Annotated in this window: 20 protein-coding genes and 1 tRNA gene; 12 read left to right on the top strand and 9 right to left on the bottom strand. The window is 41.3% G+C overall.

The annotated features are described in order from the left end of the window. Positions 1–5: 5 nt before the first annotated feature. Both AC3WJC_RS16870 and AC3WJC_RS16865 read right to left on the bottom strand, forming a co-directional pair. Positions 6–2327 (bottom strand): TonB-dependent receptor, encoded by a 2322-nt coding sequence (locus AC3WJC_RS16870; protein WP_492400283.1) that lies wholly within the window; start codon positions 2325–2327, stop codon positions 6–8. Between the two features lie 58 nt (positions 2328–2385). Then, a complete protein-coding gene (locus tag AC3WJC_RS16865; protein ID WP_492400282.1) occupies positions 2386–2715 on the bottom strand; it encodes a hypothetical protein in 330 nt (109 codons plus the stop codon). 89 nt (positions 2716–2804) lie between these two features. Here AC3WJC_RS16865 and AC3WJC_RS16860 point away from each other — a divergent pair, with 89 nt between their 5' ends. From AC3WJC_RS16860 to AC3WJC_RS16845, 4 genes are read left to right on the top strand one after another with little or no spacing between them, the layout of a single operon-like run. Further along, complete coding sequence (locus AC3WJC_RS16860) at positions 2805–3158, top strand: hypothetical protein (protein WP_492400281.1); 354 nt, start codon at positions 2805–2807, stop codon at positions 3156–3158. A 3-nt stretch (positions 3159–3161) separates the two neighbouring features. Further along, on the top strand, positions 3162–3854 hold the full coding sequence (locus tag AC3WJC_RS16855) for a peptidylprolyl isomerase (protein ID WP_492400280.1): 693 nt from the start codon (positions 3162–3164) through the stop codon (positions 3852–3854). Position 3855: 1 nt separating this feature from the next. After that, on the top strand, positions 3856–4329 hold the full coding sequence (locus tag AC3WJC_RS16850; protein ID WP_492400279.1) for a GNAT family N-acetyltransferase: 474 nt from the start codon (positions 3856–3858) through the stop codon (positions 4327–4329). Positions 4330–4332: 3 nt separating this feature from the next. Beyond that, positions 4333–5100 (top strand): exodeoxyribonuclease III, encoded by a 768-nt coding sequence (locus AC3WJC_RS16845; protein WP_492400278.1) that lies wholly within the window; start codon positions 4333–4335, stop codon positions 5098–5100. A gap of 349 nt (positions 5101–5449) precedes the next feature. Here AC3WJC_RS16845 and AC3WJC_RS16840 read toward each other — a convergent pair whose 3' ends face one another. The 4 genes from AC3WJC_RS16840 to AC3WJC_RS16825 form a co-directional block, all read right to left on the bottom strand. Continuing rightward, the gene (locus tag AC3WJC_RS16840) at positions 5450–7951 is read right to left on the bottom strand and encodes a TonB-dependent receptor domain-containing protein (RefSeq protein ID WP_492400277.1); all 2502 of its coding nucleotides are present in this window, start codon (positions 7949–7951) and stop codon (positions 5450–5452) included. Positions 7952–8081: 130 nt separating this feature from the next. Further along, complete coding sequence (locus AC3WJC_RS16835; RefSeq protein WP_492400276.1) at positions 8082–8288, bottom strand: hypothetical protein; 207 nt, start codon at positions 8286–8288, stop codon at positions 8082–8084. Further along, complete coding sequence (locus AC3WJC_RS16830) at positions 8285–9955, bottom strand: PspC domain-containing protein (RefSeq protein WP_492400275.1); 1671 nt, start codon at positions 9953–9955, stop codon at positions 8285–8287. The genes AC3WJC_RS16835 and AC3WJC_RS16830 overlap by 4 nt, the downstream gene beginning before the upstream one ends. Before the next feature lie 32 nt (positions 9956–9987). Beyond that, positions 9988–10320 (bottom strand): PadR family transcriptional regulator, encoded by a 333-nt coding sequence (locus AC3WJC_RS16825; RefSeq protein WP_492400274.1) that lies wholly within the window; start codon positions 10318–10320, stop codon positions 9988–9990. A gap of 183 nt (positions 10321–10503) precedes the next feature. Between AC3WJC_RS16825 and AC3WJC_RS16820 the strand changes: the two genes are divergently transcribed. From AC3WJC_RS16820 to AC3WJC_RS16810, 3 genes are read left to right on the top strand one after another with little or no spacing between them, the layout of a single operon-like run. Continuing rightward, complete coding sequence (locus AC3WJC_RS16820; protein ID WP_492400273.1) at positions 10504–13653, top strand: SusC/RagA family TonB-linked outer membrane protein; 3150 nt, start codon at positions 10504–10506, stop codon at positions 13651–13653. Between the two features lie 28 nt (positions 13654–13681). After that, positions 13682–15226, top strand: coding sequence for a SusD/RagB family nutrient-binding outer membrane lipoprotein (locus AC3WJC_RS16815; protein ID WP_492400272.1), 1545 nt, complete (start codon positions 13682–13684; stop codon positions 15224–15226). A gap of 21 nt (positions 15227–15247) precedes the next feature. Then, complete coding sequence (locus tag AC3WJC_RS16810) at positions 15248–16201, top strand: DUF1735 domain-containing protein (protein WP_492400271.1); 954 nt, start codon at positions 15248–15250, stop codon at positions 16199–16201. Positions 16202–16317: 116 nt separating this feature from the next. Here the strand turns inward: AC3WJC_RS16810 and AC3WJC_RS16805 are convergent, their stop codons facing one another. Both AC3WJC_RS16805 and AC3WJC_RS16800 read right to left on the bottom strand, forming a co-directional pair. After that, entirely contained in the window at positions 16318–16725 is a 408-nt protein-coding gene (locus AC3WJC_RS16805; protein WP_492400270.1) for a DoxX family protein, read from the bottom strand. Positions 16726–16773: 48 nt separating this feature from the next. Further along, positions 16774–17676 carry a S66 peptidase family protein gene (locus AC3WJC_RS16800; RefSeq protein WP_492400269.1) on the bottom strand — a complete coding sequence of 301 codons (903 nt, stop codon included), beginning with the start codon at positions 17674–17676 and terminating at the stop codon, positions 16774–16776. 41 nt (positions 17677–17717) lie between these two features. On the opposite strand from AC3WJC_RS16800, the gene metG reads away from it, so the two are divergent. The 3 genes from metG to AC3WJC_RS16785 all read left to right on the top strand — a co-directional run bounded on the left by metG (position 17718) and on the right by AC3WJC_RS16785 (position 20780). Beyond that, positions 17718–19790, top strand: coding sequence for a methionine--tRNA ligase (gene metG, locus AC3WJC_RS16795; RefSeq protein WP_492400268.1), 2073 nt, complete (start codon positions 17718–17720; stop codon positions 19788–19790). A gap of 83 nt (positions 19791–19873) precedes the next feature. Then, positions 19874–20626 (top strand): hypothetical protein, encoded by a 753-nt coding sequence (locus AC3WJC_RS16790; RefSeq protein ID WP_492400267.1) that lies wholly within the window; start codon positions 19874–19876, stop codon positions 20624–20626. An 82-nt stretch (positions 20627–20708) separates the two neighbouring features. After that, positions 20709–20780 (top strand) — tRNA-Arg (locus tag AC3WJC_RS16785). Between the two features lie 80 nt (positions 20781–20860). On the opposite strand, the gene AC3WJC_RS16780 is transcribed toward AC3WJC_RS16785, so the two are convergent. Beyond that, entirely contained in the window at positions 20861–21505 is a 645-nt protein-coding gene (locus AC3WJC_RS16780; RefSeq protein ID WP_492400266.1) for a hypothetical protein, read from the bottom strand. Between the two features lie 619 nt (positions 21506–22124). Here AC3WJC_RS16780 and AC3WJC_RS16775 point away from each other — a divergent pair. Next, positions 22125–22511, top strand: coding sequence for a DUF4279 domain-containing protein (locus tag AC3WJC_RS16775; RefSeq protein ID WP_492400847.1), 387 nt, complete (start codon positions 22125–22127; stop codon positions 22509–22511). A 37-nt stretch (positions 22512–22548) separates the two neighbouring features. Continuing rightward, positions 22549–23007: an HAD domain-containing protein gene (locus tag AC3WJC_RS16770; protein ID WP_492400265.1), complete on the top strand. Its 459-nt coding sequence runs from the start codon at positions 22549–22551 to the stop codon at positions 23005–23007. Positions 23008–23066 lie beyond the last annotated feature (59 nt).

The raw sequence follows: 23066 nt of genomic DNA, 5'->3' as shown, positions 1-23066 counted from the left end.
TTATATTACTTTACCGAGAATGGCAGGTAAACCCCGAACGTAATATTCCGGCCGGGATTATAAATGCCGAAGGTTGGGTCTTCGCTGCTCAGGCGGCCCGGTTTGTAACGGCTAAGCGCATCGTAATACTTTTTGTTAAGCAGGTTATTGCCGGCCACGTACAGTTTAAGCGGCTGGTTTCCCAATTTTACCGTAGTACCTAAACCGGCGTTAAGCAGGGTATAACCATCGGTGCCGGTTTCAAAGGTACCATCAAAGCGGCCTTGCTTAAAAAAGTTATCAATTCCTACATAGATGTACGATTCTTTCAACCCTGTAAGCTTAGGCTCAAAACGCAGGGTATTTCTTAACGATCCGGCAGGTATAAAAGCCAGCGGCCTGTCTAACGTGTTGTTTTGCGCATGGGTATATCCAAAGGTATTTTCTAAATGGATAAAGCTCACGGGGTGCAGGGTAAGGCTGCCCTCAAAACCATAAAGATTAGCATTTACCTGGCCGTAGCGGTAAACATCATACTGGGTTTGGTTTCCATCTTCATCCACATCCTGTTGCACATCGCCCTGCGTGTGTGAGGCATAAATAAAGTTATGAATGTAGTTTTCATAAATACCCAGGCTGGCGCTGATGAATTTATTATCGTACTCCAAAGTCGCGTCGGCCTGATAGCTGCGCTCCGGCGCAAGGTTAGGATTGCCCACCTCGTAACGGAAGGTGCCCTCATGCACGCCATTTGAAGCCAATTCGGCAGGGTTTGGCGCACGGAACGCGGTACCGGCATTGGCTTTAAAGTTCAACTGCTCGTTAAACTGATGGGTAAAACCCAGCGCACCGCTTACGTTAGAGAACTTATTGGTAAAAGGTTCAAAACGCACTTCATCCTCTTCAACCAAACCCTTACCGGTGTTTTTACGGTAATCATACCGGATGCCGGCATTAAAAGTATTTTTGTCCCAGGTTTTTTTAACGTACGCGAACGCGCCGATGCCATAAGAATTATAATCGGGCACTAAAAACTCCTGGCCTTTGTTAAGGCTTCTGCCTATTTCTGTGCTTGCGCCAAATACGGGTTGCCAGCCATTGCTTTCCGGCAAATAGTACTTAACATCGCCGGTATACGTGTTCAGGTCAAAAAACAATGATGGATCTGTGCTTTCTTCCAGCTCGCGGCGCTGGTTTTTCTGGTAGCCCAGGTTCACCTTTAAAAAGCCGCTGCCGATGATGAAGTTATTATCCCAGTTAATTTTATAGTGCCTGATGTCCTGGCGTGGGAATAGCAAGCTGCGGCTTTTATAATCATCCTTAGTAAACGGTTCGCCGTCCTCTTTTAAAAAGTTGAACCCGTTGGCCGGGTCGGCATCAAAAAAGCCGATGTTGTTTTTAAAATACGAGAGGTTAATGTGCGAATATCCCCATTGCTTGTTTACACCCAGCATACCGCTGATGTTGGTTTCGTTAAAGCCGGAGTTGGGGAAATAATAATCAGGTGTTTTAAAGGAGTAAGCGTTCTTGTATGATCCGCGTGCGCGCCAAACCAAACCATCCTCGTTGCCGGTAAGCATTAATGAGGTACCGGTAAGGCCGTTGTTGGTAGCATAGTTAGTTAAAAACTCACCCTTTATTTGTCCGCTTGGCGGGGTAAGCGGGTCGAGCATGTTAATTACACCACCCAGCGCATCCGATCCGTAAAGCAGCGAAGCCGCGCCGCGCAAAACTTCCACACGGTCGGCACCATATTGGTCTATCTCAATGCCATGCTCATCGCCCCATTGCTGGCCTTGCTGTTTTATGCCGTTGCTCAGGGTAACTACACGGTTATACCCCAAACCACGGATAACAGGTTTTGAAATAGATGGCCCGGTAGTAATTTGCGACATGCCCGGTACCTGGCTGGCCAGCGCGTCAATAATATTGGTTGACGGGCGCAGCAATTGATCGCGCGTAACGGTAGTGGCCGAGGTACTGTTTTGCCTGCTGTTGCCGCTTATGGGCGTACCGGTTATCACAACCTCGCGGGTTTCAATAACGCTGGTTTGCAGGGTAAACACCGGCGGCGTGGTTGCCGCCATGTCAACCAGTTGGGTTAAGGTGCGATAGCCAATAAATTGTATCTGTAGTAAAAATTTACCACGGGCAGGCAGGTTGTTCAGTGAAAACTCGCCGTTCGCGTCAGTTTGGGTTGATATTTTAAGATCAGGAAAAGTTATGGTTGCGCCGGGCAGCGGCTGGTTATTGTTATCAACAACTTTACCTTTTAAAGTAAATACAGGGGTTGATGCCATGCTTTGGATACATACCAATAGCAAGGATATCAATAGCTTGAATTTCATAATTATTGTTCAGAAAAAAATAAGTAAATACCGCTTGCGCGGTTTGTGTTCTCTCTTGTTAAGATATTATGAACGCAGGCGGGGAGAGCCCATCGGCAAGAATGAGGCCGAAGGATTTGAAACTAAATGTAGCAGATGGATGGGTAAACAGCGTTGCCTGCAGGTTAAAGGCAACATAACTTTGGTGCAGCTCCATGTCCGTATGGTGCATGCTGTCGCAAATCTGGCATTTTTCGCTAACCTGCGTTAGCCCCTTTGTTTTAGCATCCGCATGATTGTGGATGCCTTTTAAAATGTGGTGCTGATGCGAATACACTACAACCTGCCCCGCAATAAAGCAGAGTAGTAATAGCCAGGCGGCAATTGAGGTGTAACGCTTCTTTTTCAAGATGTTTGCAATTTGTGCAAATATATAGCAATACAAATAAACAATCATCGGCATAGGGTAACATTATTGTGAAATGTATATTTGCCGGTATGAAACCTGCCGAAGTAAATAAAAGATGGAATGAGTTGCAGCAGCACATCGCCAGGGACTTTGATACCGACACGCCCGATGTGAAAGTAATGCTGTTTTTGATAGGTGTGCAGGAGCTGGGCCAGGGGCCGCGTAAATTTACCAAGAGGCAAAAAGAGGAGCTGATGCATATTGCCAATTGCCGCCTTTTTAGCCAAATGGGTTTTTACGAGCTGGAGGGCCTTGATCAGGATGGCTGGCCGCATTGGAAACTGGTAAAACAGATACCAAACTATACCCTGCTTGAACAGGAGATGATGATGAAAACGCTTATTGTTACTTATTTTGCCGACATATACCCTTACGAAGGTTAAGAAATGAAAAGATATTTAGCTGTTGTTTTATTGCTGCTTGCCAGCATGGGCGTTTTTGCCAAAGGCCCCAAAAACCAATACGTGCGTATCAAAACCATATATGGCACCTGCATCATTCGCCTGTATAATGAAACGCCGCTGCACCGCGATAACTTTATAAAGCTTGCCAAGGCCGGTACGTTAAATGGTTCGTTATTTCACAGGGTGATCAAAGATTTTATGATCCAGGGTGGCGACCCAACTTCCAAAAACGCCAAACCGGGCGACACTTTAGGGAATGGCAAAGAAACGTATACCATACCGGCAGAAATCCGTGATAGTATATTCCATAAAAAAGGCGTGTTGGCCGCGGCGCGTGAAGATAACCCTGACAAAGCCTCAAGCAGCTACCAGTTTTATATTGTAGAAGGCAAGCGCTATACCGACGAACAACTGGATAAGTTAGAGCAAACCCGCCTGAAAGGCCGCAAGATACCTTTAAACTGGCGCGAATACTATAAAGCTGTTGGCGGCACCCCGCACCTCGATCAAAGTTATACTGTTTTTGGCGAAGTTATTACCGGCCTGGATATGGTTGACCGCATTGCCGCGCAAAAAACCGACGGTAATGACCGCCCGCTGACTGATGTGCCCATGACGATTGAATTACTTAGTAAAAAGGAGTGTAAGCAGTTGGATAAGATACTTTCCATTTAACATGGATTTTATCATCAGACAAGCCGCTGTTAAAGATTTACCGGCCATACGTAACCTGTTTTATGAAATCATCCACGCTGTAAATAGTAAGGATTACGATGCCGGTCAAATTGAAGTATGGTCTGCCAATCGGGATAATGATGAGTTATGGCATCACAGAGTGAATACGCAATACTTTATCATTGCTGAGTATAATAAAGAGATAGTTGGTTTCAGTTCGCTTACTTTAGATGGCTATATTGATTTGATGTTTGTACATCAGCACTATCAGGGTAAGGGAATCGCCGCAAAATTATTAGCTGATATTGAAGCGTATGCGATCAGTAATCAGCATAACAAAACACTTACCACCCATGCCAGCATAACAGCCAAGCCTTTTTTTGGTAAGAAAGGGTTTGAAATAGTAAAGCAGCAAACGGTTAATGTTAAGGGTATTGACCTTACCAATTATGTGATGCAAAAAGAGTTGAGATAACAAATGAAAATAATTACCTATAACGTTAACGGTATACGCTCGGCCATCAGCAAAAACTGGTTGGAATGGTTACAGGCTACCGATGCCGATGTGGTTTGCTTACAGGAGATAAAGGCTACGCCCGATGTGTTGACCGATTTGCTGATCGTGGAAGAAATGGGCTATCAGCATTACTGGTTCCCTGCCGAAAAAAAGGGATATAGTGGTACGGCTATCTTTACCAAACAAATACCCAACCATGTGGAATACGGCTGCGGCATTGCCGATTTTGACCGGGAAGGCCGTAATATCCGTGTTGATTTTGATGAGGTATCGGTAATGAGCGTGTACTTTCCGTCGGGCTCAAGCGGGGAGGAGCGCCAGGATTTTAAGTTCCGTTTTTTGGATGAGTTTGGCGCTTACCTGCAACAGCTAAAACAAACCCACCCTAAACTGGTGGTTTGCGGCGATTATAATATTTGCCACAGGCCGATAGATATTCATAACCCCAAATCAAACGCTAACTCATCCGGCTTTTTACCTGCGGAGCGCGATTGGATGGATAACTTCATCAACTCCGGCTTTATTGACACCTTCAGGCACCTGAACCAAGAACCACATAACTATACCTGGTGGAGCTTCCGCGCCAATGCCCGCGCCAAAAACCTGGGCTGGCGTATTGATTACAACATGGCCACATCAACGTTGGTGCCCCACATCCGCCGCGCGGCTATCCTGTCTGAAGCAAGGCATTCTGATCATTGCCCGGTGCTGTTGGATCTGGAGTTTTAACCCCTCGACCCCTCCTAAATCCTCCCCGAGGGGGAGGACTTTATTAAACAAATTGTCATTTCGAACAAGGTACGAAGAGAAATCTGTCGTTGTATTATGAATGCAGACAGATTTCTCGCTATCGTTCGCAATGACAAAATAGTTGCGCAGGCCATGTCACCCTGAGCTTGTTGAAGGGCAGAGCGTGGGCCTAAACCGACGGCGCGTGCTTCGACAAGCTCAGCATGACAAGACGATAAGGCCCCAACGTCATTGCGAGGTACGAAGCAATCGCTTTAGGATATTCCGGCGTAATCAGCTTAAAGAGATTGCTTCGTACCTCGCAATGACGGGAAAGTATTCCAAAAGGTTAATTCCTTGATTTTACCCGGTTGCTCTCATCGTCGGCTCCGGTTTGGCGGTTGCGGGCTTTAATTTTGGTGTTGCCAAAGTTATAGGTCAGGTTGATGCGGGCAATGCGGGTTTCGCGTTTCTGGCGAATGTCCAGGTCAACCGTTTGGTAATTGGCGGTAATGTTGTTGCGGCGCATCCAAAACACATCGCTCACGGCGAATTTTACATTCAGTTTTTTGTTCAGGAACGACCGGCTCAAACCCATATCAATATAATACTGCGGCTTAATGTTATAAATACCATAGGTTACCGATGATTGGTAAAAAGTCATTATCTCGGCCTTAATATCCTTTGGCAATAAAAATGTATTGGTTGTTTTAACAAAAAATGACGCGCGGCCATTGTTCAGGTTAGCCCCAAGCAAATCATTAGCCTTAAAGTTATTGTAAAAGCCGGTAAGCGTTAAGTTGCCTGTCCACCATTTAAAAAGGGTGTAGGGTGTGTTTAAGTTTAGCGAGTATGAATCCTGCGAGGTGAAATTTAGGTTAGTTTGGTAAGTAACCTTTTTTAAGGTATCAGTTAAAATCACTTCAGTGAACGGATCGATGGTATGGCTGTAATTGAAGCTCAGATTAATGGTTTTGTTATAGGTATAGTTCAGCTCAAATGAGTTGGTGTATTGTGGTTTTAAAAATGGATTGCCTTGCGAATAAGTTATCGGGTCAAGATAATAAACAAAAGGATTCAGGTCCTCATAGCTTGGGCGGTCTATCCGGCGGCTGTAGTTAAAGCCTAATTCGTGCTTTTTGCCCAGTTTTTGATTTACAAAAAGTGTCGGAAAAAAATTGAGATAGCGGCGTTCAACCACACTGTTCTCGGTCACCAAATCTCCTTTTGAGGTAGTATGTTCAGCACGAAGACCTAATTGTACTGATGTGCTTTTAAACTCCTTACTCAGGTTAAAATAGCCGGCTTTAATATTTTCATCATAGATAAAGCGGTTTGTTCTTTTAGGGTCATTTACCAACCCGGTGTTGTTTGAGTCGATTTTGGCTTGCAGGTCATTGTCCGTTTTAACAAAACTAAATTTGGCGCCCAGTTCTAATTTGAGCGTTTTATTCAGCGGCTTTACATAATCAACCTTTTGTGTATTAATAGTAATGGTTGAAGGTGTAACATTTGATATCACCAGGGGAAGCTTATAATTAGTACCGTCGTTTAAAAAATAACTGGTAGTGTACAGGTTGTTTGAGTTGTTACGGAATTTTGAATGGTCAATATCTACACTGATGCTTTGTCCTAAAGTGTCAATATCAAACTTATCATTAAGATTAAAAGCAAGGTTCCTGTAATTCTGATCTATTGTTGATGGGGTTTTTTGCACGCTGTCGGCAACATCATAGGACCGGCCAAAATTAGTTATGTTGTCGTTATGGTCAAATCCGCTTGAGTGATCCCCGGATATGATAAATCCAACAACATTACGCTTTGACGTGTTGTAATCAGCCCCAAAACGAAAGTTATTAAAATGTACCTGATTTATCGTTTTAACAAACTGATTGTAAAAAGTAACATTCCCGGCACTATCAACCGTACGGCGCAGGTTCATATTGTTTTCACGTTTAATATCGCCACGACTGAACGATCCAAAAAAGTTCCAGTCGCCTTCCTTTACATTCAGGTTGATGCTGCTGTTGTCTCTAAAGTTAAGGCCATAACCGGCCCCTGCGGTTACCGAGCCGTTAAAGCCTGATTGTTTGTTTTTTTTCAGTTTGATGTTAATGATGCCCGAGTTGCCCGCCGCATCATACTTTGATGATGGATTGGTGATTAGTTCGATTGACTGAATCGTGCTGCCATCGGTTGAGCGTAGCAGGTTGGCCAATTGGGTTGACGATAAGTAGGTAAGCTTATCATTGATCATCACCGTTACTCCGGCTTTACCTTGCAGGCTGATGTTGTCGTCCTTATCAACGGTTACACCCGGCGCGCGTTCCAAAACTTCGAGCGCGCTGTTGCCTGTGGCCACAATGCTGTTCTCCACGTTCATCACCAGTCGGTCGGCCTTGCGTTCAACCAGGGGTTTTGCCGCTGTAATATTTACGGTTTTTAAGCTTTGACTGGCAGGCTGCATGCTCAAGGCTGGCACAGTTACGGCTTGTGATCCTACAGTAAATTTGGCGCTGTGCGTTTTTTGGTAGCCCATGGTGGTGGCGGCAATCAAATACTCGCCTGCTGCTATCTTTTCAAAAACATACTTTCCGTTGGCATCAGCCATAGTGCCTTTAACTATGCTCGAATCATTAGCCCGTAAAATACTTAGCGTGGCAAACTCCATTGGCTTGCCGGCTTCATTTAATACCGAGCCTGATATTTTGGTTGATGTTTGCGCGTTTGCAGCAGTGTTTACACATGCAAAAAGGGCACCTGCTGCCATTATTTTTATTATATAGGCTCGTATACCTATAATATAGGTATAAAAGTTATGGCAATACTTATCCTGTAAAAGCATTTTCATGTTTTTTAAGTGTTTAGTTAAAACGTTTGGCTTTACGGTAGCTGTTGAACCGCTTTGTCAGATGTTGTTTAACAAACCAGCATCTGTGTTTTGTATATAAGATGCTGAAACAGGTGCCTTGGTTACAGTTTTATTCAAACTTTTTTATCACCGGAAATATTTCGGCGGCAATTTTTTGCAGGTAAGTGTGGGATTTTTCGAGGGATGTGTTATCGGTTACGGCGCTAATTACGTGTTCGTTAGCACGATTGTTTTTCTCGGGCAGATAGTAGTAATAAAGGGGAATAATAAGCCCGCTGAATACCAGCAGGCTTATATATTTAATCAGGGCTTTCATTTTTTTGTGGCTATAATAGTGTCTTTAGCAACAACGATGGTATCATTTCCTGCTGCAATGGCTGTCGCAATGGTGTCGGCTTTACATTGCAGGCCATCTGCCGTCATGATGAACGTTGCTGTTGTGGCATTTTCATTGCCATTCATGGTTTTGCAGGCCCATATATCAATATCGTTAGCATAACTGTATAACTCTTCAGGAACGATCACCTTAGTGTTAACCGGTACCTTTAGGGTTAGGTGTATATCCTGTGCACGCCACAGGGTACCTTGCAGGCGTTCCAGTTTTGGCGCAAAGTTGAGGACAGAGTCCTGCTGAAAAAACTGATAGCTGGTAGCGCGGGCGTTGGTTAGGGCTTCTTCATAATTTTTGCCTCTCGCGCTGAACTTTTCAATAAGTACAGGTGATGCTACATCGCTTTTTTCAATAGTAATATATACGTTTCGGCCCGGCCCGTCAAATTCACGTGTATAGTCAGATTCTACTAAGGTTAAACCCTTAAAGCGTTCTTTAATATTTAGCCTCGCACTATCTTCTTCCGTTAAGTATTTAACATCATTGATCTTTAAATAGTAGGTGCTGTTTTTTATCGGCTTAATGTTAACCGTTTTACGGAAGCTGGCCTCGTACCTGAAATCGGCAGTAGCCTTGGCAGAGTAATAAATAACCACAAACACTGATGTAAGCCATATAGCTAAAAGCGTAAACCCCGTGGCCCGGTTAAAGGCGAAATTTTTAAACAGCATGGTTACAGCTAACAGTATTACCGTAAGCAACGGTATACCAACTAATAAAAAGCCGCATATCAGAAAGATTACGTTGGCCTGGTAATTAACAATATTAAAAGGAAACCAGTTGTATACCCCCATATCACCGTACGCTAAAAAAGCGATAATAACTACAGCCAGGCCAATAATTGTTAAAAATGAGCATATAACAAAGGCAATACCGAGGGCTTTCAGCATATATTTTCCGGAAACGCCGAGGAATGAGCCGAGGTGGGTGAAAAAATCGCCTACAAAATCCCGTGCGCGATAAATAAACGGACGAGCCTCATCGCTAAAACTGTTCATACTGCCCTTCAGGCCGGTCATTTCTTCCTCAAAGTTGCGTTTAAAGCCCTGGAGGTTTAACTTTTCGCCCTTCATGGCCATACGGTCGGCGCGCGTGGCGGCTTTAGGCACTACCAGCCACAGTATGATGTAAAGGATAAAACCGGTGCCAAAAAATAAAAACGCAATTAAAAATGCCAGCCTTACCCATACTGATTTGATGTCAAAATAACTGGCAATACCTGAACATACGCCGCCAACTACACGTTCATCAGCATCCCTAAATAATTTACGGCTTGTTGATCTGGTTTCGGTAAAAAATGGCTGTTCCTGGGTGCTGTCCTCATCGGCGCTGGCGAAATCTTCTACACGGCCCATTTGTTCTACTACAAACTTTACATCGGCTTCCACAATGGCCTGTTTGCTGTCGCGGGTAAGTATTTCGCTCAGCATTTCGGCAATCCGGTTCTCAATATCTGTAGTTATTTCAAGGCTATCCGACGAGTTCATGAAGTGACGCTTAACATCAGTCATGTAATTTTTTAACATTTCGTAAGCATCCTCTTCAATGTGGAAGACGGTGCCGTTAATATTTATTATGATGGTTTTGTTCATGATGTTTCTTTTTTGGGGTGATGGGTTAGGGTTTACTTTCTGTCGCCAATGGCTATATGTACGGCAAATTCAAGTTCCTGCCAGGTTTTATCAAGTTGCTCAAGCACTTTACGCCCCTCGTCAGACAGGACATAATACTTGCGGGGCGGACCCGATGTAGACTCAACCCAGTTGTAACTGAGCAGCCCGTTATTTTTTAAACGTGTAAGCAGTGGGTACAGAGTGCCCTCAACAACAAGCAGTTGCGCTTTTTTTAATTCAGCAATGATGTTAGAGGCATATGTTTCACCCTTTGCTATAATGGAAAGTATGCAGTACTCCAGTATGCCTTTCCTCATTTGGGTTTGAGTATTTTCAACAATCATAATACAAAGATATATGTTTAAGAATGTATTATGCAATACATAGTACTAAATTTTTTGAATTTTTATTTTTAAATAGTTAAAAGCAACTTTTTTAACTTTTTTTAACATATAATTTGACTTTTTAATAATGTAACATTACTTTTATGTTCAATTAACTATTAACTGATCTTATTTATTAACGAAATGAAAAAACTTCTACTTGTAAGTTTGTGCTTTCTGTTGTTATGCGTAACGCAGACTTTTGCGCAAAACCGGACGATCACCGGTACAGTAACAGCTAAGGAAGATGGTTTACCTATTCCGGGCGTATCTGTAACTGTAAAAGGGGCAACCATAGGCACGCAAACAGGTGCAGATGGAAAATTCTCGCTGAGCGTGCCTGCTTCAGCAAAAACCCTGACATTTTCCTTTATTGGATTTTCTGCGACAGATGTAGCCATTACATCAGGTGGCGTAGTAAACGCAGTTTTATCTTCTGACATGAAACAGTTAAACGAGGTTGTAGTAACAGCCTTGGGTATTCAGCGTCAGAAACGGGAACTCGGTTATGCTACTACTTCTGTTTCCGGGGCTGAGGTTACTAAAGCCCGTCCCGTTAACATTGCAAATGGTTTACAAGGCAAGGTTTCCGGCTTGAACATTACCTCTCAAAATAGTGGTGTATTTGAAGATGTAAAAATAAATCTTCGTGGTATCCGCTCTTTATTAGGTAATAACTCTCCGCTCTTGCTTGTGGATGGTGTACAGGTGCCGCTTAATTATTTGTCAACATTAAATCCTAACGATATTGAAAATTACAATATCCTTAAAGGAGCAAACAGTGCTGCCATATACGGTCCGGATGCGGTGAATGGTGTAATCGTAATTACAACCAAAAAAGGAACAGGTACAAAACCTGAAATTACCATTAGTAACAGTACTCAGTTTTCAAGTATATCATTCTTCCCTAAATTTCAAACGCAATTTGGTAGTGGTGGTTACGGAGCCTATACTCCTTACGAAAACTGGTCATGGGGCCCTGCATTTGATGGTTCAGACGTAGTTATAGGTCATGGTAATGATGCTGGTGTTCCTGAGCAAACGGTAAAATACCAGGCTAACAATTCAAGAAAAGAGTTTTTTAATACCGCAACAACGGTACAAAATGATGTTTCTTTAAAAACTGGAAATACATATTTAAGCTTACAGGATGCGGTTATTAATGGTATTGTACCAAGTGATAAAAACCGCAGAACCGGTATACGTTTAAATACTACTCAAGAGTATGGCAGGTTGAAAGCTAACGTGGGCGTTAATTACAATCAACAAAACTATAATGTGTTTGATGATGATGCGATGTCCGATTACAACGCGGCAAACAACGTTGGCCTGAATGGTGGTTTGATGAACCTGATTTTCAATACTCCGGCTCAGGTTCCTCTTACATCTTATAAAGACTACAGAAATAATCCTTATGCCCAATACAACAATTATTTTAATGATTATGGTTTAAACCCATACTTTGCTATTGATAACTGGAGAAAGTTTGGCAAAAGGGAAAATGTTATTGCTAATCTGGATTTAAACCTGAAAGCTACCGACTGGTTAAACTTTACTTACAGGGCAGCTATTACATCAATTAATCTGAATGAAAAATCTAATTCAATAGGTATAAAACCATCACCTTTGGGTTTAGATAGAGGTTTTACATCAATTCCTCAAACTACTGAAGATCGCGCATACCGCAGTAATCAGTTGTCATCAGAGTTATTCGCTTCATTTAACAAAACCTTTGCTGACGATTATAAAGTAACTGCAATTGCGGGTACTTATTTACGCCAAAACGATGCAAGGGATACCTATGTTGGTAGCAACAGCCTTGTTGTACCAGGCATTTTTGATGTTTCACAAAGAACAGGTGAATTAGTAGGTTCATCAATACCAGGACGCTCAAGATTATTTTCGCTTTATGGCAGTGTAGGTTTAACTTACAAAAGCTGGGCAAGCGTTGAGGTAACCGGTCGTAATGATAAAACCTCGTTATTAAACCCTGATAATAATTCTTACTTCTATCCAGGTGTAAGCGGATCATTAGTTTTAACAGATGCTATCGAGGCGTTGAAAGACAATAACTTCCTTTCGTATGCAAAAATCAGGGGTGGTTGGAGCAAATCCGGTAACGCAAATGTGAGCGCGTATGCTTTAAGGGCTACATACTCACAAATTAATGGTTTTCCGTATACCAGCGTACCTGGTTATACAGCGGATGACAGATCTCCGGATTATCAATTAAAACCGGAGTTTATTAAGAGTACAGAGATTGGTTTAGAGTTAGGCTTTTTAAGGGATAAAATCACTTTTGAAACTACTTTATACAATCAAGACAATACCAACCAAATTATACCTGTTCAGGTATCATCAGCCACTGGATATTCAAGTTACCTGATCAATGCTGCGTCATTTACCAATAAAGGTGTAGAGTTTGATTTAGGCTTAAACCGTATAGTTAGCTTTAAGGATGGTTCGATAAGCTTTAAAGCCAACGCAACTTACATGGACAGTGAGATAAAAGAAATTTACTCAACATTAGATGAGCTTGCAGTTGGTGGTTTTACTTACGCAAGTAACTATGCAATAAAAGGTAACCCAGCATTTATTTTTAAAGCAACAGATTATCTTAGAGATGATGAAGGACGTGTAATAGTAAATGCTGTAACCGGCCGCCCTACGGCAGACCCAACACTTAAACCTTTGGGTCGTACTATGCCAAAATGGATAGTTGGTTTAAACCCGACCTTTACTTGGAAGAATTTAAATCTTTCGGTATTATTTGAATACAAAGGCGGGCACTATGCATATCATGATATTGGCCAGGCAATGGCCTGGACAGGTGTTTCTGCAGCTACTGGTGCAAACGGCCGTCAAAGCTATATACTGCCTAATTCATCTTATGAAGATCCTGCAAACCCGGGTCAATACCTGCCAAACACTAATATCACTATTACCGGTACTAACTTAAATGATTTTTATACCGGCGAATATCGCGATGTAGCAACCAACTTTATTACAAAGGCCGATTCATGGAGATTGCGTGAGATATCATTATCTTATGATGTACCAATGAAACTTTTAGGAAATCAAAGCTTTGTAAAAGGCTTGTCGCTTGCGGTAACTGGTAGAAACTTGTTTTTATGGGTTCCTAAAACAAACGTATATGGCGATCCTGATTTTAGCTTCGGTACTACTACAGGTAGCAACCTTGGTGTGTCAGCATCTAATATTTCAGGTGTGGCCGATTCACAAATCAACCCTCCAGTACGCACAATCGGTGGTAACATCGTTGTTAAATTTTAATTAAAAGATTAGCAAATACTAAATAATCATGAAAAAACTAACATGCATATTTTTTACAGCGATCCTGTTTATTTCAGCAGGCTGTAAAAAAAGTTTTTTTGATATAAATGATAATCCGAGTTCACCAGTAGAACAGGATGTAACTCCTCAGTTAATATTGCCAAGCGCACTATATCGTTCTGCAAACAAAATGGCCGTTTCTTATGGTAACTATGCAGGATGGATGGGATATTGGGCTCGCTCAGGTACCTATGGACCGAATGCCGAGGAAGAGTCATATAACATAACCACTGGATTTGAAGCTGACGAATGGGGATGGTATGATATTCTATATGACTATGATACTATGGAAAAAAAGGCAGTCGCGGCGGATCAGGGCATGTATGTTGCAATTGCTAAAATCATGAAAACTATTGGTTTTATGTATTTGGTAGATCAATATAACAATGTTCCTTACACACAAGCTTTTCAAATAACTACATATCCAACACCTATTTACAATAAAGGTGCTGATATTTATGCTGACCTGTTTAAGCAGCTTGATGCCGCGGTTGAATTACTAAAAGTTGCTGATTTGGATAAAAACCCGGGTATTGAAGACGCGGACGTGGTTTATCATGGAACTGCCGCATCATGGATAAAATTAGCTAACACACAACGATTAAAATTGCTTATCCACACATCGGAGGTAACAACAGATGCTGCGGCTAAAGCAGAACTTTCAAAAGTAACCACTGATGGATATTTATCTAATCCTGGTGACTTTACCACAGAGGTGTTAGGTGATAATGCTTACGTAAAATTATCATTTACACAAGGTCAAAATAAGCAAAACCCATTTTGGAATGCTTACGAACAACTTTATACAGGTGACGTTGCAAACCAATTCTGGAGAGCAAATAACTACCTTTTAAATGATGTATATGGTTGGAGCGATCCTGAAAGCTATGATACCAGGTTTCTGTATGTTTTTGATGAAGCTGCTACACCTGTTTCAGGCAACGTTTATTACGGCTATAACTATGGTGAGGTAATTCCTAATGATGATCCTTACAAGGCAGTAAACTCATCTAACGTTGCTGGTCCGGGTCTTGCGCATTCAGCCTCCCAACCACAGTGGTTTTTTACAGCAGTTGAAAGTTTATTTTTACAAGCAGAAGCGGCTGAGAGAGGCTGGATTTCTGGTAGCTCACAAAATTTATATGAAAGCGCAGTAAAAGCTTCTTTTCAATGGTTAGGTGCTCCGGCAGTTGAAGCAACAGACTACCTAGAAAATGACCCTAAAGCTGCATGGACCGGTAACAAAATCAGACTAATTAACTTCCAAAAATATATCGCTTTAGCCGGGATAAATAATTTTGAAGCTTGGGTTGATTACAGACGTCTTGATGGTGCTGAAGCGATACTTACCGATTTGCCACTATCATTAGCTCCGGGCAGGGGGAATAATCAAATTCCGCTACGTATAATTTATCCTCAAAGTGAGTATAATTATAATGCTGCTAACGTTGGTGCAGAAGGCGCGATAAGGCCACAAACAAACAGAATTTTCTGGGATAAAGGTGCAAGGTAATAACACTCAAACAGTAAAAAAATGAAGACATTTAATATATTAAAATATATCATTCCTGCATCAGCAATGATTATGGCACTTTCATCATGCTTGAAAGATGACAATGTGCAACAGGACTTGAGCAAATTACAGCCGGTGATCGAGATTCCTGATGCTTCTCCTAATTCTAATGGTTCTCCTAATGATATAACAGCAGCGGTTGTTGGTAATGCTAATCCAATACCTTATAATATACCAATAAATTACGCGTTTGGTGAGAAAAGCCCAGGAGTTAATGTTACAATAGAATTGGATGAAGCCACATTGACTAAGTATAATACAATTAACGAAGACGATCAGGTAGAAATGCTTCCGTCGAAGTATTTTTCAATACCAAATAAAACAATAAGCATTCCTTCTGGTCAACAAGCTGGCTCATACGTAATTAACTTGCTTAACACATTAGATACAGCTTTTTTGCATCATGATTATGCAATTCCAATAAAAATTACTGACGCTTCAGGGAAAACTATTAGCGGTAACTATGGGTCAGCTATTGTAAAAATTTCAATTAAAAATAAATATGATGGCCAGTATTTAGTTACCGGTACAATGGTGGATGCGACATCTGCAAACAACACAGGAACTTATCCATATCATATTTATTTAGTTACACAAGGACAATTCACCAATGCTTATTTTGATCCAGATTTGAATGGTGGATTATTTGGTCATAGATTTAGTGGTGGTTACTTTGGTAATTTTGCTCCGGTTTTTGAATTTAATGATAAAGGTGATGTGGTTGCAGTAACCAATTATTACGGTCAAGGAACGAATCCTCAAGTAAGAGCGGTTAAATTAGACCCCACTGGCGTTAATAAAATTGAAACTGTTGATGGTAAATTAACAATGAATGTTAAGTACATTATGACACAAGCAGGTGCAGACCGTTTATTTTTCACAGAAAAATATGTATACGAAGAACCTCGGCCATAAACTTTATTAGTTCATCAAAGAAGGCTATCCGGTTAACCGGATAGCCTTCTTTTTTTATGGGAGATTTTGACAGTATACAAGAAGAATTATCAGAGATCGATCAGAAATTTTAACCGTTACTTTTTATCAACGCTATATTTACCCGGACCAATAAATATCAGCCCGGCAAATACAAAGGCCAGTTCAATAGCGTGCGATGCCTCCATCAACCCATCGCCCTTACCCAGGTGCATGGCCGAGGCCACGATCATGTTCAGCGTTAAAAATATAGCCGCTGGCCTGAACCATAATCCTAATAAAAGCAAAATACCTCCTGCTGCCTCGGCCAGCGCGGCCATTAATCCCCAAAAGGCAGGCAAAAAGGTTATGCCCACATATTTTGTTGATGCACCTAACTGTGCCCAGCCATCCGGCCCGCCTAAGAGTTTTGGATAACCGTGAAAAATCATCATGGCGCCAAGGCCAACGCGTAGTACCAGTAAACCGGCATCCTTGTACCGGCCCAGGTTGCTTAAAACTGCCATATCATAAATTTATAAGTGAACGGAATATATGGATTAAAACAGTAGTTGCTATTTATAGTTTGCACTAACTTGTTGCCCATCAACCTTTAAGTTCAACATGCCGCCGTGAATAAGGCTTTGATTATTTGATATATGCCCTGCCGGCAAATCAAAGCAAACCGGGTAGCCATAATCTTTAACTACATCGAGCACAATTTCTTCAATGGTTTGGCCGAACGGAATATCGTTATCTTTAATGTCGGTAAAGCCGCCTACTATAAGGCCAGCCAAATTTCTGAGCTTGCCTGCTCGGTCAAGTGTGCGGGTCAACCGGTCTATTGAATAAAGATATTCGCCAACATCCTCCATAAAAAGGATCTTACCTTTGTAATCGAAATCGGATACGGAACCAAGCGTGCAAACCAGCAAGGTTAAATTACCGCCAACCAAAATACCGGATGCTTCGCCGTTGATGTTATAATTTCCTGCTGATGTGTATTCATAGCTCAAAGGTTCGCCAAATAAAGCCTTGTGTAGCGTTTGTATGGATTGAGCGGATGCATCTGGTATGTTAACCGGCATTTGCCCGTGTATGCTTTTTAATTGGTATTTACTATACAGGTGGCTGTGAAGTAAAGTAATATCGCTAAACCCTAAAACCCATTTGGGATGGGTAGCCAGGCGGTCGAAATTTACATGATCTATAATCCGGATAGTACCGTAGCCGCCGCGGGCTGCTATAATGGCCTTAATGCCATCATCATCTACAAAGCGCTGCATGTCTTTAGCCCGCAGTGCATCATCGCCCGAGAATTGGTGGTACGATGCCTCAACCGTTTCCCCTAAAATTACCTCAAGCCCCCATGATTGCAGCAGGTTAATGGCATCTGTCATAGGCTTGGGCAACTTTTTGGCAGGGCAGGTGATCGCTATCTTGTCACCTTTTTTAAGATATGGGGGAGTTATGCTCATATTGAATTATCTTTGCCAAATTATAAATAACGCGGTACATAATGTCACAACTCGATAAATTTAAACGATATACCATTACTTCGGCACTACCTTATGCCAATGGCCCCTTACACATCGGGCATTTGGCAGGCGCGTATTTACCGGCTGATATTTTTGTACGTTACCTGCGCCTTAAAAAGCGCGATGTGGTTTACATCTGTGGGTCTGACGAGCATGGCGCGGCCATCACTATAAAAGCTAAAAAAGAAGGCACCACACCGCAGGCCATTATTGATAAGTATCATTACCAGATAAAGGATAGTTTTGAGAAGTTCGGCATCTCATTCGATATATATCACCGTACCTCATCGCCTATACATCACGATCTTTCCAAAGAGTTCTTTTTGAATTTGTATGAAAAAGGTGAGTTTGAGGAGAAATTTTCGGAGCAGTACTATGACGAGGAATACCAGCAGTTTTTAGCCGACCGCTACATTGTAGGTACCTGCCCTAATTGCCATAATGAGAACGCCTATGGTGATCAATGCGAAAAATGCGGTACATCGCTTAACCCAACCGACCTTATCAACCCGGTATCAACCCTGAGCGGTAAAACGCCGGTATTGAAACCAACCAAGCACTGGTATTTACCGCTGGATAAGTATCAGCCCTGGCTGGAGAAATGGATAGACGAAAAGGAAGGTGAGTGGAAGGTAAACGTATTCGGCCAATGCAAATCGTGGCTAAAATCGGGCCTGCAACCACGCTCCATGACGCGTGATCTGGACTGGGGTATTGATGTGCCGTTAGAAGAAGCCAAAGGCAAAAAACTATACGTGTGGCTGGATGCGCCGATAGGCTATGTATCGGCTACTAAACAATGGGCCATTGATAATAACAAGGATTGGCAGCTATACTGGAAAAAACAGCAGAACACGGAGGATGATACCTGCCTGATCCATTTTATTGGTAAGGATAATATTGTTTTCCATTGCATCATCTTCCCATCGGTACTACACGCGCATGGCGATTATGTGCTGCCATATAATGTGCCTGCGAACGAGTTTTTGAATTTGGAGGGCGATAAGTTATCTACTTCGCGAAACCATGCGGTTTGGCTGCACGAGTACCTGGAGGAGTTCCCGAACAAGCAGGACGAATTACGCTACGTACTTACATCCATATTACCCGAAACCAGCGACAGCGAGTTTACATGGAAAGATTACCAGGCACGTGTAAATAACGAACTGGTAGCCATATTAGGTAACTATATTAACCGGGTAATGATACTGATGCATAAGTTTTACGATGGTAAGATAGAAACAGCAGGCCCATACTTGCAACTGACTGACACAACCCTTAATGAGGAGATTGGCAAGGGTTATGATGAGCTACAGAAAACCATAGAAGAATTTAAATTCCGCCAGGGCTTACAGGCTGTTATTGATCTGGCTCGTTTAGGTAACCGTTACCTGACAGAAAAAGAGCCTTGGAAAACGATAAAAACAGAACCGGAAGCTGCTAAAGAAGCCTTGCATAATAGCCTGGTGCTGATTGGCCATTTGGCTACCTGCCTGCAGGTGTTTTTACCGGCTACTGCTAAAAAGATATTCCACATGCTGAACTGGCCGGTAGATACCATCGGCTTTGAAGAGAAGCTATCATTTGTGAACGGCCATCAACTGAATAAACCGGAACTACTGTTTGAAAAGATAGAGGATGAGGTGATTGAAAAACAACTGCAAAAACTCCAGGCTCAAAAAGCGGCAGCCTCGCAAGCTATAGAGGCTGTTGTTGCTCCGGCAAAGGAGAATATCAGCTTTGAGCAGTTTGCCGGTCTGGATATTCGCACCGGTACCATATTAGCTTCCGAAAAGATTGCCAAAACCAAGAAGCTGCTAAAACTGACCATTGACACGGGTATTGATCATCGTACGGTAGTATCGGGTATCGCCGAATATTATGAGCCGGAGGCTATTATTGGCGCAAAGGTGAGCATACTGGTAAACCTGGAACCGCGGGATATTAAAGGCATTACCTCGCAAGGCATGATACTGATGGCCGAAAATGCCGAAGGCAAGCTAAGCTTTGTTGCCCCGGTGGATGAAATGCCAAACGGAGCAGTAATACGATAAAATACCATGATAATTTAATATGTATTTTAAACTGTGGGCTTAGTTTTGAGTCTCAAGTTTCTAATATTATTAAACACCACATCATGATTAAAAAAATACTATACGCCGCGGCACTTTGCTGCGGCTTTTTTGCTTCGTGCAAAAGCTACCAACTAAACGTTGTTAACAGCGATGAAGGCAAAATGAATGACAAAACCGGCGAATGGATTTTTGAAAACGACTCGGTAAAAATATCCTACGCGTTTAACGGACAGAATGGCCCGGTAAAGGTGGGCGTATACAACAAGCTGGAAAAACCGTTATATATCGACTGGCAAAAATCAGCCCTGATAATTGATGATCAGGCTATAAGCTACGTGCCCGATAACATCGCATTAAATGGAAGAATGAACACAGTAACCAGTCATTTTTATTATGGCAATAGCAATTGGCTGCCAACTTCGGCAGGTTTCACTACTGGTAACATCAATGCGAATATAACTTTGCCTAAAAATTCAACCTACCTGCCGCCGCATACGCAATCAAGTATTAACACGCTTTATTTAAAAGACAAGAAAATCGACTTTGCTGATACCGCGTACCATGTGGTCGCCCTATCTAAAACGTATGCCGGTGTGGTTAATTCCGAACCGGTAAAGTCGGCCACATTTAATAAGGATAATTCGCCGTTCAAGTTTAAGAGTTATCTTACCATGTTCGTGGTTAATGGTAATGAAGTGAGCCCGGTAACCTACCAGCAAAGCTTTTATGTATCCCGATCAGTAATGAGCAGTGTAAGCCCTGCGCTGTTTGATGATTTTGCCCGCAAGCGTGGCGATTACTTTATAAGCCGTTAAGGATTTAAATGAGCAGCAAATAAATTATGCGGCGCAATTGCCAGCGTCAGCTAAATTTTGCAAATTTGCTGCTCAAATAGCAGGCCCCGTAGTTCAACGGATAGAATAGAAGTTTCCTAAACTTTAGATATGAGTTCGATTCTCGTCGGGGCTACGTTTAAACCTATCCATGGGAACAGCATGGGAACGATTACAAAAGCCTTTAGATGAAAGTCTAAGGGCTTTTTTGCGACACTAACGCGGTATGAGCGAAACCATTATGAACATAAATCCAGTAATTAGCATTAAAAAAAATAAGAATGATCTAATTTCTTTCGCTTTACGACCTTCTTTTAATACAATTCGGCTAAACGGTTCTGATAATAGGATCGACAGAGCAAATACAAAGGCAAATGCTAAAGCCGATTGTGCACATATCCCCATAAGAATACGTTTATTGGTATTGCCAAAATAACCCAATTGATCGCCAAGGAATAATAAATTCCAAATAACGCCAAAAACAATCACCGCTGACCATTTCATGGGAAAGCTTCCGCTTGATTGATATTTTATTATCTTGGCTTCAATTTCAGCAGGTATGGGTTCGGTGTTATTTAAAAACCCTGTGCTTTCTATTCGTTTTATCAGGTCACGGCTGCCAGGGGTTAAAAAGACGACCTTCGCGCTATATTCCTTAATACGATGATTAATTTTTATACCGGCTCCAAAAAACAACGAAAATGGTTCGATAGAGATAACATCCGAAGGTTTAAAATAAAGATTGCCTATTATGGATGCATTTAATTGCAACTCATTTTTATTAACTAATAACTTAGCAAAAGGCCATGTGGCTCGGCCCAATCCGATATTTGTACCTCCTGTTTCTTCAATATCATACATTACTTTCTGTTTGGGAAAGTAATTTTACCAATAAATCTATTTAAAAGCAATGGGATAAACAAAAACATCATCTGAAATCATAGATATTAATAGCGTGGTCGCTGAAAACTGACGTAGTACAAAAGCACGACAAATTATCCTCTAAACCCGCTGCATTATGCAAATCACCCATAAAAGAGTTCGAGTTTTGTAGTCTAAGGGCCACGTTAATGCTGGTTGTCTTACTGATAGGCGGCATTTTTTATTATGAGTAAAGCAATAGGTAAAATTGTGATGGTTAATTATAAAATATGTGGAAGATCGTAGCTGGAATTACAGCGGTTATTGTGTTCGCTGGAAGCATGTGTTTTCTATATTACAAAGACTATAAAAAAAATTCTGATTATTATTTTGACGGAGAAGTGCAAAATATTAGATATGATGTAAAGGGTTTTCCTTATGTTACGATAGTTAATAAGACGTACTATTTATCTTATAATAATTGGAGTTTTAATTATAGGATTAAAAAAGGTGATACGCTAAAAAAGGAGAAAGGTACTTTTACAGTTAAAATAATCAAATATAAGTCGGGAGAGGCGCTGATTTTTAAATAAGCTGCTGATGAAAAACCAAAGAAAATATTAGTGTTTTTATTATTTTTTCATCGATACAAAATATTTCAGGAGCGAAAGGGCATACCATTAAAGTAAAATGGGATACGAAAAATCCCCGGAATGCAAACTCCCCGTTAATTGAAAATAATCCATGGTCAATATCGTCCGGCTTAGACCCTCACGCCGATTTCGATAAGCACCTCGATGCACTACTAAATTTACTCGAGCCTAAAATTGAATTATTAAAGCCATTTTGCGAGAAATATCACTGTGAAATATCCTGTGGTATGTTTATTTATTTTGATAATGGAGAAAATGCGCCATGGGTTCATTTTGATGCTCGATATAATAACCTCATAAAAGAGTTAAATATTAATTTTGATTTGGACATGTATGTTTTACCCAATAAATGATTTATATATTTTAAAAATAATAACACTCCATTTTTAAATGAAGATTTTTTTAGACATTGATGGTGTCATGGTTCATGCAAACCCACAAAAGCAAATTGATTTTGACGAGGATGGGTTTTACATATTTAATACGGCATCAGTGCGAATCATTAAATCATTAATACAACCATTAAAAGATGAATTGATTTTATCAACTACGCATCGCTTTAGATATACTATACCCGAATGGAAAGAGATATTCAGTAAAAGGGGAATTGATGTAAGTGAAATATCGATCGTTAACTTACCCATTACCATTAATAACAGCAGAAAGGATGAGATTATGAACTGGATTTTTCTAAATGATTTCATCGTTGATGATCTTATAATTATAGATGATGATAAATCTTTAAATGAACTGCCAGCGGCTATAAAATCTCGTTTGGTATTAACAAATTCATATACCGGTTTAATAGATGACCTTGCGATTAAAAGAGTAATAAACAGGATATTATAATTTATTGATTCACCCCATAAGCTACCAGATAATAATATTGAAAAAACGTTTTATCTAAT

The organism is Mucilaginibacter sp. FW306-07-L, assembly GCF_058782065.1.
The sequence above is the reverse complement of the archived record's forward strand: the minus strand, read 5'-3'. Positions and strand labels throughout refer to the sequence as shown.

Coding starts and splice junctions, on each gene's coding strand:
- AC3WJC_RS16870 (WP_492400283.1), bottom strand. CDS start 2,327: ATGAAATTCAAGCTATTGATATCCTTGCTATTGGTATGTATCCAAAGC.
- AC3WJC_RS16860 (WP_492400281.1), top strand. CDS start 2,805: ATGAAACCTGCCGAAGTAAATAAAAGATGGAATGAGTTGCAGCAGCAC.
- AC3WJC_RS16855 (WP_492400280.1), top strand. CDS start 3,162: ATGAAAAGATATTTAGCTGTTGTTTTATTGCTGCTTGCCAGCATGGGC.
- AC3WJC_RS16850 (WP_492400279.1), top strand. CDS start 3,856: ATGGATTTTATCATCAGACAAGCCGCTGTTAAAGATTTACCGGCCATA.
- AC3WJC_RS16845 (WP_492400278.1), top strand. CDS start 4,333: ATGAAAATAATTACCTATAACGTTAACGGTATACGCTCGGCCATCAGC.
- AC3WJC_RS16840 (WP_492400277.1), bottom strand. CDS start 7,951: ATGAAAATGCTTTTACAGGATAAGTATTGCCATAACTTTTATACCTAT.
- AC3WJC_RS16835 (WP_492400276.1), bottom strand. CDS start 8,288: ATGAAAGCCCTGATTAAATATATAAGCCTGCTGGTATTCAGCGGGCTT.
- AC3WJC_RS16830 (WP_492400275.1), bottom strand. CDS start 9,955: ATGAACAAAACCATCATAATAAATATTAACGGCACCGTCTTCCACATT.
- AC3WJC_RS16825 (WP_492400274.1), bottom strand. CDS start 10,320: ATGATTGTTGAAAATACTCAAACCCAAATGAGGAAAGGCATACTGGAG.
- AC3WJC_RS16820 (WP_492400273.1), top strand. CDS start 10,504: ATGAAAAAACTTCTACTTGTAAGTTTGTGCTTTCTGTTGTTATGCGTA.
- AC3WJC_RS16815 (WP_492400272.1), top strand. CDS start 13,682: ATGAAAAAACTAACATGCATATTTTTTACAGCGATCCTGTTTATTTCA.
- AC3WJC_RS16810 (WP_492400271.1), top strand. CDS start 15,248: ATGAAGACATTTAATATATTAAAATATATCATTCCTGCATCAGCAATG.
- AC3WJC_RS16805 (WP_492400270.1), bottom strand. CDS start 16,725: ATGGCAGTTTTAAGCAACCTGGGCCGGTACAAGGATGCCGGTTTACTG.
- AC3WJC_RS16800 (WP_492400269.1), bottom strand. CDS start 17,676: ATGAGCATAACTCCCCCATATCTTAAAAAAGGTGACAAGATAGCGATC.
- metG (WP_492400268.1), top strand. CDS start 17,718: ATGTCACAACTCGATAAATTTAAACGATATACCATTACTTCGGCACTA.
- AC3WJC_RS16790 (WP_492400267.1), top strand. CDS start 19,874: ATGATTAAAAAAATACTATACGCCGCGGCACTTTGCTGCGGCTTTTTT.
- AC3WJC_RS16780 (WP_492400266.1), bottom strand. CDS start 21,505: ATGTATGATATTGAAGAAACAGGAGGTACAAATATCGGATTGGGCCGA.
- AC3WJC_RS16770 (WP_492400265.1), top strand. CDS start 22,549: ATGAAGATTTTTTTAGACATTGATGGTGTCATGGTTCATGCAAACCCA.